The 17,111-nt window shown below is 70.9% G+C and carries 14 protein-coding genes; 9 read left to right on the plus strand and 5 right to left on the minus strand.

All coding sequences use genetic code 11. The features are described from left to right. Entirely contained in the window at window positions 1-504 is a 504-nt protein-coding gene (gene purE, locus ABYF38_RS07020; RefSeq protein WP_371151674.1) for a 5-(carboxyamino)imidazole ribonucleotide mutase, read from the plus strand. 17 nt (window positions 505-521) lie between these two features. Next, entirely contained in the window at window positions 522-1,508 is a 987-nt protein-coding gene (gene galE / locus ABYF38_RS07025; RefSeq protein WP_371151675.1) for a UDP-glucose 4-epimerase GalE, read from the plus strand. Window positions 1,509-1,869: 361 nt separating this feature from the next. On the opposite strand, the gene ABYF38_RS07030 is transcribed toward galE, so the two are convergent. From ABYF38_RS07030 to ABYF38_RS07045, 4 genes are read right to left on the minus strand one after another with little or no spacing between them, the layout of a single operon-like run. Beyond that, window positions 1,870-3,618 (minus strand): LCP family protein, encoded by a 1,749-nt coding sequence (locus ABYF38_RS07030; protein ID WP_371151676.1) that lies wholly within the window; start codon window positions 3,616-3,618, stop codon window positions 1,870-1,872. Beyond that, window positions 3,611-4,801, minus strand: coding sequence for an LCP family protein (locus ABYF38_RS07035; protein ID WP_371151677.1), 1,191 nt, complete (start codon window positions 4,799-4,801; stop codon window positions 3,611-3,613). Before ABYF38_RS07035 ends, ABYF38_RS07030 begins: the two co-directional genes overlap by 8 nt. Continuing rightward, window positions 4,798-5,355: a DUF2304 domain-containing protein gene (locus ABYF38_RS07040; protein WP_371151678.1), complete on the minus strand. Its 558-nt coding sequence runs from the start codon at window positions 5,353-5,355 to the stop codon at window positions 4,798-4,800. Before ABYF38_RS07040 ends, ABYF38_RS07035 begins: the two co-directional genes overlap by 4 nt. Before the next feature lie 11 nt (window positions 5,356-5,366). Further along, a complete protein-coding gene (locus ABYF38_RS07045) occupies window positions 5,367-6,050 on the minus strand; it encodes a glycosyltransferase family 2 protein (protein ID WP_371151679.1) in 684 nt (227 codons plus the stop codon). A 113-nt stretch (window positions 6,051-6,163) separates the two neighbouring features. On the opposite strand from ABYF38_RS07045, the gene ABYF38_RS07050 reads away from it, so the two are divergent. The 6 genes from ABYF38_RS07050 (at window position 6,164) to ABYF38_RS07075 (ending at window position 13,838) form a co-directional block, all read left to right on the plus strand. Further along, on the plus strand, window positions 6,164-6,766 hold the full coding sequence (locus tag ABYF38_RS07050; protein WP_371151680.1) for an acyltransferase: 603 nt from the start codon (window positions 6,164-6,166) through the stop codon (window positions 6,764-6,766). After that, on the plus strand, window positions 6,767-7,876 hold the full coding sequence (locus tag ABYF38_RS07055) for a DegT/DnrJ/EryC1/StrS family aminotransferase (protein ID WP_371151681.1): 1,110 nt from the start codon (window positions 6,767-6,769) through the stop codon (window positions 7,874-7,876). It abuts the gene before it with no gap. After that, on the plus strand, window positions 7,876-8,853 hold the full coding sequence (locus tag ABYF38_RS07060; protein WP_371151682.1) for a Gfo/Idh/MocA family protein: 978 nt from the start codon (window positions 7,876-7,878) through the stop codon (window positions 8,851-8,853). Before ABYF38_RS07055 ends, ABYF38_RS07060 begins: the two co-directional genes overlap by 1 nt. Window positions 8,854-8,926: 73 nt before the next feature. Continuing rightward, window positions 8,927-10,069 (plus strand): glycosyltransferase, encoded by a 1,143-nt coding sequence (locus ABYF38_RS07065; RefSeq protein ID WP_371151683.1) that lies wholly within the window; start codon window positions 8,927-8,929, stop codon window positions 10,067-10,069. A 58-nt stretch (window positions 10,070-10,127) separates the two neighbouring features. Then, window positions 10,128-11,738 (plus strand): glycosyltransferase, encoded by a 1,611-nt coding sequence (locus ABYF38_RS07070; RefSeq protein WP_371151684.1) that lies wholly within the window; start codon window positions 10,128-10,130, stop codon window positions 11,736-11,738. 21 nt (window positions 11,739-11,759) lie between these two features. Continuing rightward, window positions 11,760-13,838 (plus strand): acyltransferase family protein, encoded by a 2,079-nt coding sequence (locus tag ABYF38_RS07075; RefSeq protein ID WP_371151685.1) that lies wholly within the window; start codon window positions 11,760-11,762, stop codon window positions 13,836-13,838. Window positions 13,839-14,585: 747 nt separating this feature from the next. On the opposite strand, the gene wecB is transcribed toward ABYF38_RS07075, so the two are convergent. Then, a complete protein-coding gene (gene wecB / locus ABYF38_RS07080; protein ID WP_371151686.1) occupies window positions 14,586-15,656 on the minus strand; it encodes a non-hydrolyzing UDP-N-acetylglucosamine 2-epimerase in 1,071 nt (356 codons plus the stop codon). A gap of 93 nt (window positions 15,657-15,749) precedes the next feature. Here wecB and ABYF38_RS07085 point away from each other — a divergent pair, with 93 nt between their 5' ends. Beyond that, window positions 15,750-17,039, plus strand: coding sequence for a nucleotide sugar dehydrogenase (locus ABYF38_RS07085; RefSeq protein WP_371151687.1), 1,290 nt, complete (start codon window positions 15,750-15,752; stop codon window positions 17,037-17,039). The last annotated feature ends 72 nt before the right edge of the window (window positions 17,040-17,111 follow it).

The raw sequence follows: 17,111 nt of genomic DNA on the forward strand, positions 1-17,111 counted from the left end.
ATGGCCCAGGTAGGAATCGTCATGGGATCCGACTCCGACTGGAACGTCATGCGCGAGGCCGCGCTGGCGCTCACCGAGTTCGGGATCGACTTCGAGGCCGACGTCGTCAGCGCCCACCGCATGCCCACCGAGATGATCGCCTACGGGCAGCAGGCAGCCGCCCGGGGCCTGAAGGTCATCATCGCCGGGGCCGGCGGGGCGGCCCACCTGCCCGGCATGCTCGCCTCCGTCACCACCCTGCCCGTAATCGGCGTGCCCGTGCCCCTCAAGACCCTGGACGGCATGGACTCCCTGCTCTCCATCGTCCAGATGCCCGCCGGGGTACCGGTCGCCACCGTCTCGATTGGCGGAGCCCGCAACGCCGGCCTGCTGGCCGCGCGCATGCTGGGCGCCTTCGATGAGGGGATTGCGGGACGGATGGCCCAGTTCCAGGACGAACTGCGGGAAGTTGCCCACCGCAAGGGCGAGTCCCTGCGAGCGGAGGTAGCAGCCCTGCGCGGCTAGCAACTAGGCTTTCTCACATGAGCATCCTCGTCACTGGCGGCGCCGGATACATTGGCGCCCACGTTGTCCGTCTGTTGCTGGAGCGTGGCGAGGAGGTGATCGTCGTTGACGACCTCAGCTACGGCAAGGCCTCCCGCATCGGGAGCGCCAAGCTGGTGGAGCTGGACCTGGCCGCCCCGGAGGCACCCGGCGTGCTCGAGGGCGTGATGCGCGAGGGCGGCGTTACCGCCGTCATCCACTTCGCCGCCCGCAAGCAGGTGGGCGAGTCCGTCGCCAAGCCGACCTGGTACTACCAGCAGAACATCGGCGGCATGGCCAACCTGCTCGAGGCCATGGAGGCCGCAGAGGTCAAGCAGATGATCTTCTCCTCCTCCGCCGCCGTCTACGGCATGCCGCCGGTTGAGGTGGTCAGCGAGGACATCGTCAAGAGCCCCATCAACCCCTACGGCGAGACCAAGCTGATCGGCGAGTGGATGATGGCCAACTCCGAGCGCGCCTGGGGCCTGAACTGGGCCGGCCTGCGCTACTTCAACGTGGCCGGCTCCGGCTGGGACGACCTGGGCGACCCGGCCACCTTGAACCTGATCCCGATGGTGCTGGACCGCCTGGCCCAGGGGCAGAAGCCCAAGATCTTCGGCACCGACTACCCGACCCCGGACGGCACCTGCATCCGCGACTACATCCACGTGCTGGACCTGGCCAAGGCGCACATCGCGGCCCTCGACGCGCTGGGCGGCGAGGCTCCGCTGGAGCACCACGTTTTCAACGTGGGCACGGGCGCCGGTTCCTCCGTGCGTGAGGTTATCGACACGATCGGCGAGGTCTCCGGGCTGGACGTCACCCCGGAGATCTGCGAGCGCCGCGCCGGCGACCCGCCGCAGCTGATCGGCGACGCCGCGCGCATCGGCCAGGACCTGGGCTGGAAGGCCGAGCACGGCCTGACCGAGATCGTGGCCTCCGCGTGGTCCGCCTGGCAGGCCGGGGATCGCCGCATCGACGTCTAAGGGGGGCGTAGGCCCGGGGTGGGCCTGGGCGTTCTCGAGACCGCTGCTGTTGGGGGTGGTGGGGCAGTTGCCCCGCCACCCCCATGCTTGTCTGCGGGCGGGCCGCAGGGCCGGGCTACGCGGTGGGGCGCCTAGCGGCACCGCGTGACTGAGCACTTGGCGGGCGCGAATCTCGACGAAAGCATCTTGAACTCGACGAAGGCGGTCGAATCTAGACGTTCGCAGGGGTACTTACGTCGAGTTGAACGCGCGAACGTCGAGTTGAACGGGCGAACGTCGAGTTGAACGGGCGAACGTCTAGCCGAGCGCGGAGACTTCGGGCTGGCCGTCGGGGCCGGCCACCGCCCGCCGCCGCCCCGGCCTACTCGGCCTGGTTGAAGGACTGCGGGGTGAGCTTGCCGTCGCGCAGGTCCCGGAAGAAGGTGGTGGCGTAGCCCTCCTCCTCGAGCAGCACCACCCAGGCGCCGGAGTCGGTCACCCAGGCCGGGTCCGCGATCGGCGGGGCGCCCGTCAGGCCACCGGATTGGGTGTTCTTGAAGTCCAGGGCGAAGCGAGCCAGGTCCAGCGCGCCCATCTCCTCATCCACGGTGAGCGCGGCGGGAATCTGCTTGGCGATGTCCCACTGGTGGAACGGCGAGGCCAGGTCCGCAGACAGGGCCTGCTTGGAGATCGCGGCCAACAGCTGGCGCTGACGCAGCGCCCGGCCGATGTCCCCCTGGGGGTCGGCCTTGCGCATGCGCGCGAACGCCAGGGCCTGGCGCCCGTCCACGTGGTGGCAGCCGGCGCTCCACACCATTTCGCTCTCGGGGTCGTTGACGTCGGCGTCGTAGCAGAGGTCCACCCCGCCGATCGCGTCCACCACCCCGGCCAGGCCGCCCATGCCGATCTCCACGTAGTGGTCCACGGTCAGGCCGGACAGCGACTCCACGGTCGCCACGAGCGCGCGCGTGCCGCCGGCCGCGTAGGCGGCGTTGATGCGGTCCCAGCCCCAGTCGGGGATCTCCACGTAGGTGTCGCGGGGCAGGGAGGTCAGCGAGGTCTGTCCGTTCTCCGCCACGTGCAGCAGCATGAGGGAGTCGGTGCGCTTGCCCTCCGTGCCGTCCTGGAAGGTGTCCGCCCCGCGCTCGTCGGAGCCGGCCAGCAGGTAGGTGCGCCCGGGGGTGTCGGCAGCCCCGGTGAGCGCGGAGGTGCGGTTGAGCGAGCCGTTGACGCGGCCCAGCAGCAGCAGTACCCAGCCACCGGTGATCAGCGCGAACACCAGCAGGAACAGCAGCACCATGCGGCCAAAGCGCATGCGCGGGCGAGCCCCGGCGGCGCGAGGCGGTCTTGGCGGCTGCCCGCCGCCGAACGAGGAGCCTGCGCCAGCAGGCGAAGAGGCTTGAGCCGGGCCGCCGTAAGACCCGTGAGAGCCGCCGTGCTGTGCGCCGTACTGCGCCCCGCCCCCGTAGGAGGAGCCGCCGTACTGGCTGGTGGCACCGCCCCCGCCCGGCCAGGAGCCGTAGCCCGCGCGGGCAGCGCCGGAACCGGGTGCGTAGGACGGCGGCATGGCTGCCTGGGCGCCCTCTTGCGGGCGCGGGGGCCTGGCGCGCGAAGCCTGCCGCGCGGGGGAGACCGGGTAGACGGACGTGCCCTGTGGGCCGTAACCGTCCTGGCCGCCCTGCGGGCCGTAACCCGCGTTCGCGGCGGCCTCCTGGTGGCCGACGTTGCCGCCCTGGCCGCCCCGCGCGGTTGCGCCCGTGATGGAACGGCGGCGCGGCGGGATCGAGCGCGGCATGCCGGGGCGGGCCGCCTGCCCGGTGCCTGCGGAAGCAGGAGAGGCGGAAGAAGAAGCCCCCGCAGCGAGGAAGCCGGGCAGGCGCGCAGGCTGGGATGCGGGGGTGGATTGAGAGGAGGGCGCGGGCTGGCCGCCGCGCGGGTACTGCCCCGCCTGGGCGGGGCGAGCGCCCGGCCCGGGCTGGCCGCCAGACCCGGCGGCGCGGGGCGCCGCAGGCGGCACGCGCCGAGCCCCGCTCTGGGGCTGGCTCCCCTGCGCCGGGAAGCCCGCGCTCCCGGGCGCGTACTGGCCGGGGTTGGGCCGCCTGCGCGGGGGAAAGGACGGAGGATTACTCACCGGAGCCCTCCTCGGTAGTGCCCTCCTCGGCGCTGCCCTCGGGGCTGGCCGAGTCGTCCGGGGTCTGTGAAGCCCCCGCCAGACCGGTGGGCCACGGGGCGCCGGTGGCGGTGGTGCCACCCACGAAGTCGGGGATGGGCTGGTCGGCGCGGATCGCGTCCCACACCAGCTCGGCGTCGGCGGTGGGCACCACGCGCGCCCCGCCCGCCACCAGCTCCACCGGCAGCGTCACGAACCGGATCTTGTCTCGGTCCACCCCGGCCAGGGACTGCGCCAGCCCCGCCAGGCGGGTCAGCTCCCCGATCTCGGAGGAGGTCAGCGCCTCTAGGGAGGCGCCCAGGAAGTTGTAGAGCTTGGGCAGGTCGGTCAGCAGGTTGGAACTGAGCGCCTGCTCCGCGATCGCGCCGACCAGTTGCTGCTGGCGGCCGATGCGGGAGAGATCGGAGCCGTCCCCCAGCGCGTAGCGGGCCCGCGAGTAGCTGAGCGCCTGCGTGCCGTTCAGACGTTGGCAACCCGGCTCGATCGACAGGTCCGCGCGCTTGTCCCGCAGCCGTTCCGAGAAGCACATCGGGATCCCGCCCAGAGAGTCAACGATGGTGCGGAAGGAATCGAACTCGATCACCATCCACTCGTTGACCAGAACATCGGACATGTTCTCCACCGTGACCAGGGTGCAGGCGGCCGCCTCGGCAGGGTTGTTGTTCTGTCCACCGATGGCGAAGGCCGCGTTAAACTGCCCGTCCTGGGGGTCGGTGGAGGTGCCGTCGAAGAACTTGCACTTGGGAATCTCCACCAGCGTGTCACGCGGAATGGAGACCACCTCCACGCGGGAACGGTCTGCAGCGATGTGCATCAGCATCGTGGTGTCGCCACGCATGCCCACCACTTCCTCGGCGTCCGCCTGCTCTGCGGTGCGGTGATCCGAACCGATCACCAGGATGTTCAACCCCGTGCCCCGAAAAACGTCACCAGGGCCGTTTGGCTCCCCCTGCGGAGGGGAGAACGACGGGCGGTTCGGCTCCAAGAGGTCAGATATGTCCACGATCTCCGCGCGGTTGAGGTCGTTGAGCGCGAACAGCACGCCGGAGACAAGAAAGACCAGCACAGAGAAGAAGGCAGGGCCAAAAATCCGCCGCTTCCTGCGCTTGACGAGCGCGTGGCGAGACTCGTAACGCTTGCTCACTTATCCGTATCCTCCGATCCGACCTCGCCCATTGCAGCACCCTTTCCTGGCAGAGAGCTGGGCGCGGGCGCGCCGGAGGGAGGCGGACCGGAGACGGGCGCGGCATGGGGGCAGTCGGCGGCAGCGTCGTCCATCCCCGCCACGTCGGGGGGAAGCGGGCCGGCAATCAACCCAGCCTGCACCAGGCCCGCCTTGCCAGTCTTGGACTGCACGAAACGCGGCGAATCGCTCAACGCGATCTGGCGGGCCAGCTTCGTCAGCTGCCGCTCCAGCACCTGGGCGCGGCGGTACTGGTTAGCCAGGCTGGCCAGGAAGGCCACGATAAGCAGGTAGAGCAGCAGGTCGGTGCCGCGGCCCACGCCGGCCTTGTTGGCGATCAGCGAAAGGGTGCGCGGCCAGAAAATCGACACGAACGCACCGATGATGAACAAGACGATGCCGATGCGACGCAGGGCCTCGCTGCGCTGGGAGCGCGTGCGAATCACCTTCAACGAAATGAAGGTCAAGATGACTACCAGGATCGCCTTGATGATGATCTGTTGAGTGCCGTACATTGCGCCCCTCCCTAGGAAAACAGCAGTTCCACGAGGATGTTGATGCTGTTGAGCATCGACTGCCCCTTGGAGCGCGAATAGTCGGTGTAACGAATGTGAACCGGGACCTCAGCCCACGGCAGCTTGGAGTCCGCCAGCTGGTGCACGATCTCAGAGGCGTGCGCCATCCGGTTGTGCATCAGGTGCACCCGGCCGGCGGCCTCGTGGCTCAGCAGGCGCAGGCCGTTGTGGGAATCGGTCAGCTTCAGGCCCGTCTTGCGGTTGGACACGCGCGCCGTGGCCTGCAACACGATGGACTTCAGCCAGTTCGCCTCCACCTTCGTGCCGCGAAAACGCGAACCGAACACGATGTCCAGGTCGCCGTCGCGCGCAGTCTTGACCATGTGGAGGGCGTCCTCCACGCGGTGCTGGCCGTCGGCGTCGAAGGTGATGCAGTACTTGCCGTCCGTGCGCGTGTGGAAGAACTCCAGCCCCGTCTGCAGCGCCGCCCCCTGGCCCAGGTTGATCGGGTGGTAGATCACCACGGCGCCAGCCCGCTCGGCGATCTTGGCGGAGGCGTCCTTAGAGCCGTCGTCCACGCAGATGATGTTCGGGAAGACCTTGCGGGCCTCAGTGATGACGTCGCCAATGACCGCCGCCTCGTTGTAAAGCGGGATCAGTAGCCACGTATCGGTCACCGGAGTAGTCACGGACATGGAAACGAGTATCCCAGGCGAAGGCGGCAAGGCGCGCCACCAACGCGGGGTGTGCCTCGATACATCCCGCCATTGTGGTGGCTAGACTGTGCCCAGTAAACGGAAGGAACACCGTGGCCGAACCGCGAATTGTTGACAGCGCCGACGTCTCTCCCGCCGCCCAGATCGGGGAGGGATCCTCGATTTGGCACCTGGCGCAGGTCCGTGAGGATGCCCGCCTGGGCAAGAACTGCATCGTAGGCCGCGGCGCCTATATCGGCACCGGCGTGGAGATGGGCGACAACTGCAAGGTGCAGAACTACGCCCTGGTTTATGAGCCGGCCAAGCTGGGCCCGGGCGTGTTCATCGGCCCGGCGGTGGTGCTCACCAACGACCACTATCCGCGCGCGGTCAACGAGGACGGCTCCATCAAGTCGGCGCACGACTGGGAGCCGGTGGGCGTGACCATCGAGGAGGGCGCCGCCATCGGCGCCCGCGCGGTGTGCGTGGCCCCCGTGACGATCGGCGCGTGGGCCACCGTGGCCGCCGGCGCCGTGGTCACCAAGGACGTGGCGCCTTTCGCGCTCGTGGCGGGCGTTCCCGCCAAGCAGATCGGGTGGGTGGGGCACGCCGGTGCCCGCCTGACCCCCGTCGAGGGAGAGCCGGGTCGCTGGCTCTGCCCCGCCTCCGGCTCTGTCTACGAGGAGACCGGCTCCTCCATTCGAAAGGTCAAGTGAATGTCTATCGAGTTCATCCCGGCAGCTAAGCCCATCATCGGCGATGAGGAGCGCGCGGCCGTAGACGCGGTGCTGCGCTCCGGCATGGTGGCGCAGGGTCCGCAGGTAAAGGCCTTCGAGGAGGAGTTCTCTGCCCACTTCGTGCCCGGCCGCGAGTGCGTGGCGGTCAACTCCGGCACCTCCGGCCTGCACCTGGGCCTGCTGGCCGCCGGCATCGGCGCGGGCGACGAGGTGATTGTGCCCTCCTTCACCTTCGCCGCCACCGGCAACTCCGTGGCCCTGACGGGTGCCACCCCGGTGTTCGCGGACATCGAGCTGGACTACTTCTGCCTTGACCCCGACTCCGTGCGCGCGGCCATCACCCCGCGCACCAAGGCGATCATGCCGGTGCACTTGTACGGTCACCCCGCCAACATGGACGAGCTGCGCAAGATCGCCGAGGAGCACGGCCTGATGATCTTCGAGGACGCCGCCCAGGCGCACGGCGCCTCCCTGCACGGCACCCCGGTGGGTGCGTTCGGCACGTTCGCCATGTTCTCCCTCTACCCGACCAAGAACATGACCTCCGGCGAGGGCGGCATGGTCTCTTGCGTCGACGGCGAGGTGGCCCGCCGCGTGCGCCTGCTGCGCAACCAGGGCATGGAGCGCCAGTACGCCAACGAGCTGGTGGGCCTGAACAACCGCATGACTGACATCCACGCCGCCATCGGCCGCGTGCAGCTGACCAAGGTGGACGCCTGGACCAAGCAGCGCCAGGAGAACGCCGCGTTCCTGAACGCCAACCTGGAGGGGGTCGTTACCCCGCCGGTGGCCGATGGTGCAGTGCACGTCTACCACCAGTACACGATCCGCGTGGAGGCCGGTGCCGCCGAGCGCGACCGCATCGTTACCGCCCTGCGTGAGGAGCACCAGGTGGGCTCCGGGGTCTACTACCCGATCCCGAACCACCGCCTGGAGTCCCTGGCCCCCTACGCCCCGGGCCTGGAGCTGCCGGTGACCGAGCAGGCCGCCGCCCAGGTGATCTCGCTGCCGGTGCACCCCTCGCTGACGCAGGAGCACCTGGAGCGCATCGTCACGTCCGTGAACACGGTCGTTAAGGCTGGTGCGTGATGGCGATTCGCGTTGGCCTGATCGGCCTGGGCTCGATGGGGCGTCACCACGCCCGCGTCATCCGCGCCACCGAGGGCTTTGAGCTGGTGGCGGTTGCCGACGAGTTCGGCGACAAGTTCGGCGTGGCCGGTGACCTGGAGGTGCTTCCCAACGTGGAGGCGCTGATCGAGGCAGGGCTGGATGCCGCCATGGTGGCCGTGCCGACCATCTACCACGAGCCGGTGGCGTTGAAGCTGGCCGAGGCGGGCGTGCACACGATGGTGGAGAAGCCGATTGCGCACTCCGCTGAGGCGGGCCGCCGCGTGGCCGCCGCCTTCGCCGAGGCCGGCCTGGTGGGCGCCGTCGGTTACGTGGAGCGCTGCAACCCGGCGCTGCGGGAGATGCGCCGCCGTATCGCCGCGGGCGAGCTGGGGGAGCTCTACCAGATCACCACGCGCCGCCAGGGCCCTTTCCCGGCCCGCATCGCGGACGTGGGCGTGGTCAAGGACCTGGCCACCCACGACGTGGACCTGACCGCCTGGCTGGCCGGCTCGCGCTATGAGTCGATCAGCGCGCAGACGACCTTCCGCTCCGGCCGCGAGCACGAGGACATGGTGGTGGCCACCGGCCGCCTGGAGAGCGGCGTGATCGTCAACCACACCGTCAACTGGCTCTCCCCGCTGAAGGAGCGCATCACCGTGGCGATCGGTGAGCGCGGTGCCTTCGTGGCGGACACGGCCCTGGGGGACCTGACCTTCTACGCCAACGGCACGATCCGCACCGAGTGGGACCAGGTGGCCCAGTTCCGGGGGGTGACCGAGGGGGACGTGATCCGCTACGCCATCCCCAAGCGCGAGCCGCTGCTGGTGGAGCAGGAGGGCTTCCGCGACGCCATCAACGGCGACCCCAGCAACGTGGTCACGATGGCCGAGGCCGTGCACACCCTGGACGTGATCGACGCGATGGTGGCCTCCAACGGCGAGATGGTGAGGTTCTAGACGCCGGTCTGTGTGGGCCGGGGCCGCCGGCCCCGGCCCACACCCGCGTTTGGGAGCGATTAGGGTTAGTGGAATGAGCCAGTCTCCCCGCGTAGTCATCGCCTCCCGGATCTGGGCGCCCGAGCCCGCCGCCGCCGCCTTCCGCCTGTCCGCCCTGCGCCGCGCGCTGCTGGAGGCCGGGGCGAAGGTGCGCGTGCTGACCGCCGCCCGCCCGGCCAAGCTGGCCGGGGCCGAGTGCGACGAGCGCGGCGTGTCCCGCGCGCCCGTGCTGCGCGACAAGAACGGCTACATCCAGGGCTTCCTGCCCTACTTCAGCTTCGATCTGCCGCTGTTCTGGCGCCTGCTGTTCGCTAAGCGAGCGGACGTGGTGGTCAGTGAGCTGCCGCCCACCACCGGCTTCATGGTGCGCGCCGCCTGCAAGCTGCGGCGCATCCCCTACGTCTACTACGCGGCCGACCTGTGGGAGGAGGCCGCCCGCGCCGGCGGCTACCCGCCGATCGCGGAGAAGGTGATCGGCTGGGTGGAGCGCCGGGTGCTGGCCGGCGCGGCCCGCACCCTGGCCGTGGCCCCGCAGATCGCGCAGAGCGTCACCGAGCGCGGCGGCCACCCCGAGCTGGTGTGGAACGGCGTGGACACCGACCAGTTCACCCCCGACGGCCCGGTGGAGCAGTTTGACGCCCCCACCTTCCTCTACGCCGGCACGGCCGGGAACCTGCAGGGCGCGGTGATCTTTGCCAAGGCGTTTGCGCGCGTGCTGGAGCAGTTCCCCACCGCCCGCCTGGTGTTCTACGGGCAGGGCGAGGAGTTTCCCGCCATCCGCGCCGAGCTGGAGAAGCTGCCGGCACAGTCCTGGGAGATCAACGGGCACGTCAGCCCGGACCGAATCAGCGAGCTGATGCGCGGCGCCACGGCCGCCCTGGCCTCCATCGCGCCGGGCGACTACAGCTTCGCCATGCCCTCCAAGGCGTTTGCGGCCGGCGCCTGCGGTACGCGCGTGCTGCGGGTGGGGGAGAAGCACGAGGAGCGCTGGCCGGCCCACCTGCTGGGGCCCGTGGTGGAGTACGACGTTGCCGCCGTGGCCGCCGCGATGGTTGACCTGCTGAGCACCGCCGACGAGTGCAAGGCGCAGCGCGTGGCCTGGGTGCGTGAGAACGCCTCGCTGCGCTCCGTGGGCCGCCTGGCGGCCGCGAAGGTACTGGAAGTCGCCGCCCGCTAGCGGGGAGGCGCTGACGGAGAGCGGACGCGCCCCCGGCACGGGGCGGGGAGGGGACGACGTGAGCGACCAGGGCAGCGGCGCGCGGACGCCTGGGCCTGCCGACGGCACCGGTCAACTGCCGGGGCGCGGCGCGGAGCGGCGGCGCTCTTTCACGCTCGTTTCACGCATCTACGCCCCCGAGCCAGCGGCGGCCTGCCTGCGCCTGGCGGCGGTGGAGGCCGAGCTGAGCGCGCGCGGCCACCGGGTGCGCGTGCTCACCTCCCGCCCCCCGCGCTCAGACGCGGTCCCGGGGGCGGGCGCGGCGGCTGACCCTAGCGCGGCGTCTGGTCCGAGCGCGGCGGCGGGCCCTGCCGGAGTGCAGGGCATTGCCGGAGTGCAGGGCATTGCCGGAGTGCCGGGCCCTGCCGTGGTATCGGGCGCTGCCGTGGCGCCGGGCCGTGCCGTGGTATCGGGCCCTGCCCTGGCGCCGGGCCGTGCCGTGGCCCCCACCCCCGGCGCGGTGGAGGTGTCGCGGTGGCCGGTGCTGCGCGCCGCCGACGGGCAGCTGCGCGGCTACCTGCCCTACCTGTCCTTCGACCTGCCCCTGCTGGCGCGCGTGCTGAGCCGGCGCCGCCCGGGCGCCTTCCTGGTGGAGCCACCCCCCACCACCGGCGCCGTCATGCGCGTGCTGGCCGGCCTGCTGGGCCGCCCCTACGTCTGGTACGCCGCCGACGTGTGGTCCGACGCCGCCGCCACCGCCGGCGCCCCGCGTCCCGTGGTGGCCGTGGTGCGTGCCCTGGAGCGCTTCGCCCTGCGCGGCGCGGCCCACGTGGTGGCCGTGACCGGCGGGGTGGCGCAGCGGGTCACGCAGCTGGGCGCGCGGGCGGTCAGCGTGGTGCCCAACGGCGTGGACACCGCCATCTTCACCCCCCACCAGGACGGCCCGGGCCGGGCCGAGCTGGCGGCGGCCGGCGTGGTGGGCCCCTACCTGGTCTACGCCGGCACCGCCTCGGAATGGCAGGGCGCGGACGTCTTTGTGCGCGCCGCCGCCCTGCTCAACCGCGAGGTCCAGCTGGTCTACCTGGGGCAGGGCAGCGCCTGGCCGCTCCTGGAGGAGCTGGCCGCGCAACTGCCCCCGCTGCCCGGCGGCGCCCCGCGCGTGGTGCTGCTAGGCCAGCTCAGCCCCGCCAAGGCCGCCAAGTGGCAGGCCGGCGCCAGCGGCGCGCTGGTCTCGATAGTGCCCGGGCAGGGCTATGACTTCGCCTACCCCACCAAGGTCCTCTCCGCCCTGGCCAGCGGCGTGCCGGTCCTCTACGCCGGCGTGGGACCCGTCCGGGCCGACCTGACCGACCCCCTGTTGGGGCAGGCCGTTGCCTACGACGTTGCCGCCGTGGCCGCCGCGATGGAGCACCTGGGCGCGGAGGCGGCGGGAGAATCGTGCGGCGGTACGGCCACAGGGCAGGCTGGCGAGCCGAACGGCGGGCCGGGCACGGGGCCGACACCGGGCGGTTGCAGGGGAGGACGGGGCAAGGCGGCGACGTCGGCCACCCCGCAGAGCGAAGAAGCGGCGTCCGCGAGCGCTCAGGCCGCCCAGGAATACCGCCACCAGTGGGTGGCGCGCCACCGCTCCACGGCCGCGGTGGGCCGCGCGGTGGCGGACATCCTAGAGGCCGCAGCCAGGCTGCCCTGACGCGACGCGTAAGCTGAGCCGGTGCAAACCAACGCCCACACCGCCCCTCGGCGCCGACAGGGATTTCGCCCCGACATCCAGGCGCTGCGCGCGTTCGCGGTGCTGATCGTCGTAGGGGTGCACCTGTGGCCCGAGTTCCTCCCGGGCGGATTCGTGGGCGTGGACGTCTTCTTCGTCATCTCCGGCTTCCTCATCACCTCCCACCTCCTCAAGGAACTGGACGCCACCGGGCGGATCCGACTGGTGCGCTTCTACGCCCGTCGCGTCAAGCGCCTCCTGCCCGCCGCCTTCACCGTCATCGCCGCCGCCGGTGCCGGCGTGGCCGCCTTCATGCCCTGGGACCGGTGGGAGGGCAACTTCCGCGAGATCGCCGCAGCCAGTGCCTACGTGCACAACCTGCTGCTGGCCCGGGACGCCGTGGACTACCACGCCCAAGGTCAGGGCGCCTCCGTAGTGCAGCACTACTGGTCCCTCTCCGTAGAGGAGCAGTTCTACCTGCTCTGGCCGGCCCTCATGCTCGCCTTCTTCGCGCTCGCGGGGCGGCGCCTCAACCGGGCGCGATTGGGCTGGGCGCTCGGCGCATTCGGCGCGGGCTTCTTCCTGTTCAACCTGTGGTTCACCGGTGCCCACCTGCGCCAGGCCTACTTCTTCACCCCGGTGCGGTTCTGGGAATTCGCCGCCGGCGCGGGCGTGGCCGTGGCCCTGCCCCGCCTCACCCGCGCGCTGGCCGGGCAGCGAGCCAGGCGCCTGGCGGCGCTCGGCGCGGCGGTGGCCTGGCTGGCCCTGCTGGCCACCGCCTTCCTGCTCACCCCCGCCCAGCCCTTCCCGGGCTGGTGGGCGCTGGCACCCGTGACCGCCACCGCCGCCCTCATCGCGCTCGGCAGCGGCGGAGAACTGCCCGCGCTCGGCGCAGTGACCTCGCTGCGCCCCATCCAGTTCCTGGGGGACGCCTCATACTCCATCTACCTGTGGCACTGGCCCCTGATCGTGCTGGCCCCCTTCGCGCTGCGCTACGCCCCGCGCTACCCGGAAAAACTGGGGATCCTGGCCCTCACCATCCTGCTGGCCGCGCTCACCAAGCGCTGGATCGAGGACCCCGGGCAGCGGATCGGCTGGGCACCGGGGCGCGTGCTGAGCGTCATGGCAGTGGCGGTGGCCGCGGCCGTGGCCGCCAGCTGGGCGCTCATCGCCCACGCCAATGCCGCCAAGGAGCGATTCGAGGCCGCCGAGCAGGAGTTCCTCACTGGGGCGTGCGCGGGCCCGCGCGCCCTGCTGGAGCCGGCCTGCGGGGAGCAGATCAACGCGCCCCTGTTCAAGCCCTTCCTGAGCGACAGCGCCCAGTACTACGCCGTCCCCGCCGGCTGCGCGGAAGAAAGCCCCGCCAGCGGGGGAATGCCGCGCGTGCTCAGCTGCAAGCACTCCGGCGGGGCGAGCGGGGCCCAGCGCGTCTACCTGGTGGGGGACTCCCACGCCCAGCAGTGGCAGCACGTCATCAACGAGATCGCCCGCGAGGAAGGCTGGGACCTTTACCTGGTTTTCAAGGGCGGCTGCGCGATCGGCAACCTGCCCCTGGAGATGGGAGACGCTCAGCTCGAAGAGCAGTGCGCCCAGACCCAGCGCGCCGTGCTGGCGCACCTGGAGCAGGCCCACCCCGACCGGATCATCTACACCACCTTCGCGGTGCGCTGGGCCGTCAACGACGGCACCGGCAACAGCCAGGAGCAGCAGTACGCCGACGGCCTGGCCCCGATCTTCACGCAGTGGGCCGAGCGCGGCGCCCAGGTCAGCGTGATCGCAGACAGCCCCCTCAACGGGGCCGTGCGCCAGGTGGAGTGCGCCGCCGTCAACCAGGACGACCCGCAGGTCTGCGCCGCGCCTCGGGACGTGGCCATCCCGGCCCGGCCGCTCAACGCGGCAGTGGCGCAGGCAGACCACCCGAGCGTCAACCTGGTGGACCTCACCGACGCCTTCTGCGACGCCAAGAGCTGCTACCAGGCCGTGGGCGGGGTGCTGATCTACTACGACTACGACCACCTACAGCGCCAGTACACCGGCCAGCTGGTGGACGTCATGCGCGAGCGCCTGCTCGGGAGCAAATAGGGGAGCGGGCCGCAGGCTCCTGGGCGGCGCGTGCCGGGCCGCAGGGCTCTTGGCCGGCGCGTGAGGGAGCCCGCCAGGATGTCCAGCGCGCAGGAACGGGCTGCGGGGCTCCTGGCCGGCGCTTGCCGGGCCGCAGGGCTCTTGGCCGGCGCTTGCCGGGCCGGTGGTTGTTGCGCAACCGGTTGAGCCTTTGTGGTTCCTGTTTCGCCTTTGTTGTAGCGGTCATGGCTTTCTTGTACCTCTTGTGGCGCTACGGGGACGATTAACGCCTCGATAGGTCGCACAAAGGCGCAAGAGGAGCAGCAAAGGCTTAAGAGCTGCAAGAAAGGCTCAATCGTTTGCGCAAGACCCCTGGCCGGTGGCGGCCCCCGCCCGGTGGCGGATAGGACCGAAGCGATCTGCTGTGCCGGTCGCAGTGGGCCGCCCAACGCTAGCGGGCCCGCTCAACGCTAGCGGGCCCGCTCAACGCTAGCGGGCCTGGCGGAGCTTGCCGCGTGCACGCGGCGAAAGAGGGGACGCGGCCAACTCAGCCCGGCCTCGCAAATGTTGCAACGGGGTACATACGACCGCTTGGTGCCGTGGCACGAAGCGGTCGTATGTACCCCGACCGCACGCTTGTACGTTCGGGGGCAACGCGCCACCACCCGCCACCGTCCCCGCCTTCATCCGTGAGGAGCCGGGAAAGCCGCGCACAGCAGGCGGGGGCGGGACCGTCCGGCCCCGCCCCCGCCATCCAGCACCCTCCGCTCAGGCGCGGCAGCGCTCCTGCAGCACCGCCACCACGCGGTCGGCGGCGGCGCCGTCACCGTAGGGGGCCTCCTGCGTGTCGGCCGGGCGCGGGCGCTGCGCTGCGGCCACCAGCGCCGGGCCGGGCTCTGCCAGCACGTTCCAGCCCAGCTCGACCGTCTCCACCCACTCCGTCTGCGGGCGGACCGTCGTGCAAGGAGTGCGCAGCAAGAAGGCCTCCTTCTGCAGGCCGCCGGAATCGGTGATCACGCCGCGCGCGTGCAGCGCGGAAGCAACCAAGTCGGGGTAGGCCAGCGGCGGGTGTGCCACTAGGTTCCCGCGCGAAATCTCGATACCGTGCTCGGCGGCCTTCGCCACCAGGCGCGGATGGGCCAGGATCACCACCGGGGCGTCCACCGCGCCCAACGAGTCCAGCACAGCCTCCAACTGCTCCCTAGAGTCCGTGTTGGCCGGGCGGTGGATCGTGGCCAGGTAGTAGCCGCCCTCGGGCAGCCCCAGCTCCTCCATGATGGGGGAGGGCTTACCGGCCACGGCGTCGCGGGTAGCCAGGCACACGTCCGTCATCACGTCGCCCACCACCACGGTGCGCTCCGCCAAGCCCTCGGTCGTCAGGTGCGCCAGCGCCACGTCCGTCGGCGCCAGCAGCAGGTCCGCGCAGTGATCCGTCACCACGCGGTTGATCTCCTCCGGCATCTCCCGGTTAAAGGAACGCAGGCCCGCCTCCAGGTGCGCCACCGGGAAGTGCAGCTTCACCGCAGACAACGCCGCAGCCAGCGTGGAGTTCGTGTCCCCGTACACCAGCACCCAATCCGGGCGGTGCTTCAAGATCACCTCATCCATCGCCGCCAGCATCGCCCCGGTCTGCACGCCGTGCGAACCGGAACCCACCCCCAGGTGCTCGTCCGGCGGCGGGATGCGCAGGTCCTCGAAAAACACATCCGAGAGCATCGGGTCGTAGTGCTGACCGGTGTGCACCACCACGTGCTCCACGCCCGCGCGGGCACAGGCGTGCGCAATGGGGGCGAGCTTCACAAACTGGGGCCGAGCGCCCACCACTGACATGATTTTCACGAAAACCGAGTATATGGCCGCAGTGGTGGGTGCGGGCGCCCGGTTCTAAAATGGCGCCAAGCTCTGCGTCGCAGCAACACATAAGGAGAACGCATGCGCATCGCCGTAATCGCCCTTGGCAAGATCGGTCTGCCCCTGGCCGTCCAGTTCGCCGAATCCGGCCACGAGGTCATCGGCGTGGACGTCAACCCCGCCGTGGTAGCCGACGTCAACGCAGGCGTGGAGCCCTTCCCCGGCGAGGCCTTCCTGGCGGAAAAGCTGGCCGCCCTGGTGCCCGCCGGCAAGCTGCGCGCCACCACCGACTACGCCGAGGCAATCCCCGGCGCCGACGCCGTGGTGATCGTCGTCCCCCTCTTCGTGGACGAGGAGACCGGCCAGCCCGACTTCGGTTGGATGGACGCCGCCACCCGCTCCCTGGGCGAACACCTCACCCCCGGCACCCTGGTCTCCTACGAGACGACGCTGCCGGTCGGCACCACCCGCCACCGCTGGGCCCCCCTGCTGGAGCAGATCTCCGGCCTGAAGGAGGGCCAGGACTTCCACGTGGTCTTCTCCCCGGAGCGCGTGCTCACCGGCCGCGTCTTCGCCGACCTGCGCCGCTACCCCAAGCTGATCGGCTCCCTCTCCCCGGAGGGCACCCGCCGCGCCCGCGAGTTCTACGAGGCCGTGCTGCAGTTCGACGAGCGCGACGACCTGCCCCGCCCCAACGGCGTGTGGGACCTGGGCGCCGCTGAGGCCTCCGAGATGGCCAAGCTGGCCGAGACCACCTACCGCGACGTCAACATCGGCCTGGCCAACCAGTTCGCCATCTACGCCGACAAGCTGGGCATCGACGTGGCCCCCGTCATCGAGGCCTGCAACTCCCAGCCCTACAGCCACATCCACTCCCCGGGCATCGCCGTGGGCGGCCACTGCATCCCCGTCTACCCGCGCCTCTACCTGTCCACCGACGCCGACGCCGACATCGTGCGCGTGGCCCGCGCCGCCAACGCCGTCATGCCCGACTACGCCGTCGAGCGCCTGGCCCACACCCTGGGCAGCCTGGAAGGCCTGAAGGTGGCCGTCCTGGGCGCCTCCTACCGCGGCCGCGTCAAGGAGACCGCCTTCTCCGGCGTCTTCGCCACCGTCGATGCCCTGCGCGCCCGCGGCGCCAACGTGGTGGTCCACGACCCCATGTACAGCCCCGAGGAGCTCGCCAAGTACGGCTGGGACGCCTACCAGCTGGGTGAGGCAGTGGACGCGGCCGTCATCCAGGCCGACCACCCCGAGTACGCCCAGCTCACCGCCGCAGACCTGCCCGGCCTGCGCGCCCTGCTGGACGGGCGCCGCGTCACCAAGCCCGAGAACTTCGAGGGCGTAGCCCGCCTCGCGATCGGCGGCTAACGCGCACCTGGCGGCGGGGAGCGGGGAAGAAGCAAACGGGCTTCCCCGCTCCCCGCCGCCATCTCGCGCTTA

It is taken from the genome of Buchananella sp. 14KM1171 (assembly GCF_041380365.1).
In the GTDB taxonomy this organism is placed as follows: Bacteria; Actinomycetota; Actinomycetes; order Actinomycetales; family Actinomycetaceae; genus Buchananella; species Buchananella felis.

Excerpts from the sequence above, each read along its gene's own strand:
- purE (WP_371151674.1), top strand. The coding sequence starts at position 1 with ATGGCCCAGGTAGGAATCGTCATGGGATCCGACTCCGACTGGAACGTC.
- galE (WP_371151675.1), top strand. The coding sequence starts at position 522 with ATGAGCATCCTCGTCACTGGCGGCGCCGGATACATTGGCGCCCACGTT.
- ABYF38_RS07040 (WP_371151678.1), bottom strand. The coding sequence starts at position 5,355 with ATGTACGGCACTCAACAGATCATCATCAAGGCGATCCTGGTAGTCATC.
- ABYF38_RS07045 (WP_371151679.1), bottom strand. The coding sequence starts at position 6,050 with ATGTCCGTGACTACTCCGGTGACCGATACGTGGCTACTGATCCCGCTT.
- ABYF38_RS07055 (WP_371151681.1), top strand. The coding sequence starts at position 6,767 with ATGTCTATCGAGTTCATCCCGGCAGCTAAGCCCATCATCGGCGATGAG.
- ABYF38_RS07060 (WP_371151682.1), top strand. The coding sequence starts at position 7,876 with ATGGCGATTCGCGTTGGCCTGATCGGCCTGGGCTCGATGGGGCGTCAC.
- ABYF38_RS07065 (WP_371151683.1), top strand. The coding sequence starts at position 8,927 with ATGAGCCAGTCTCCCCGCGTAGTCATCGCCTCCCGGATCTGGGCGCCC.
- ABYF38_RS07085 (WP_371151687.1), top strand. The coding sequence starts at position 15,750 with ATGCGCATCGCCGTAATCGCCCTTGGCAAGATCGGTCTGCCCCTGGCC.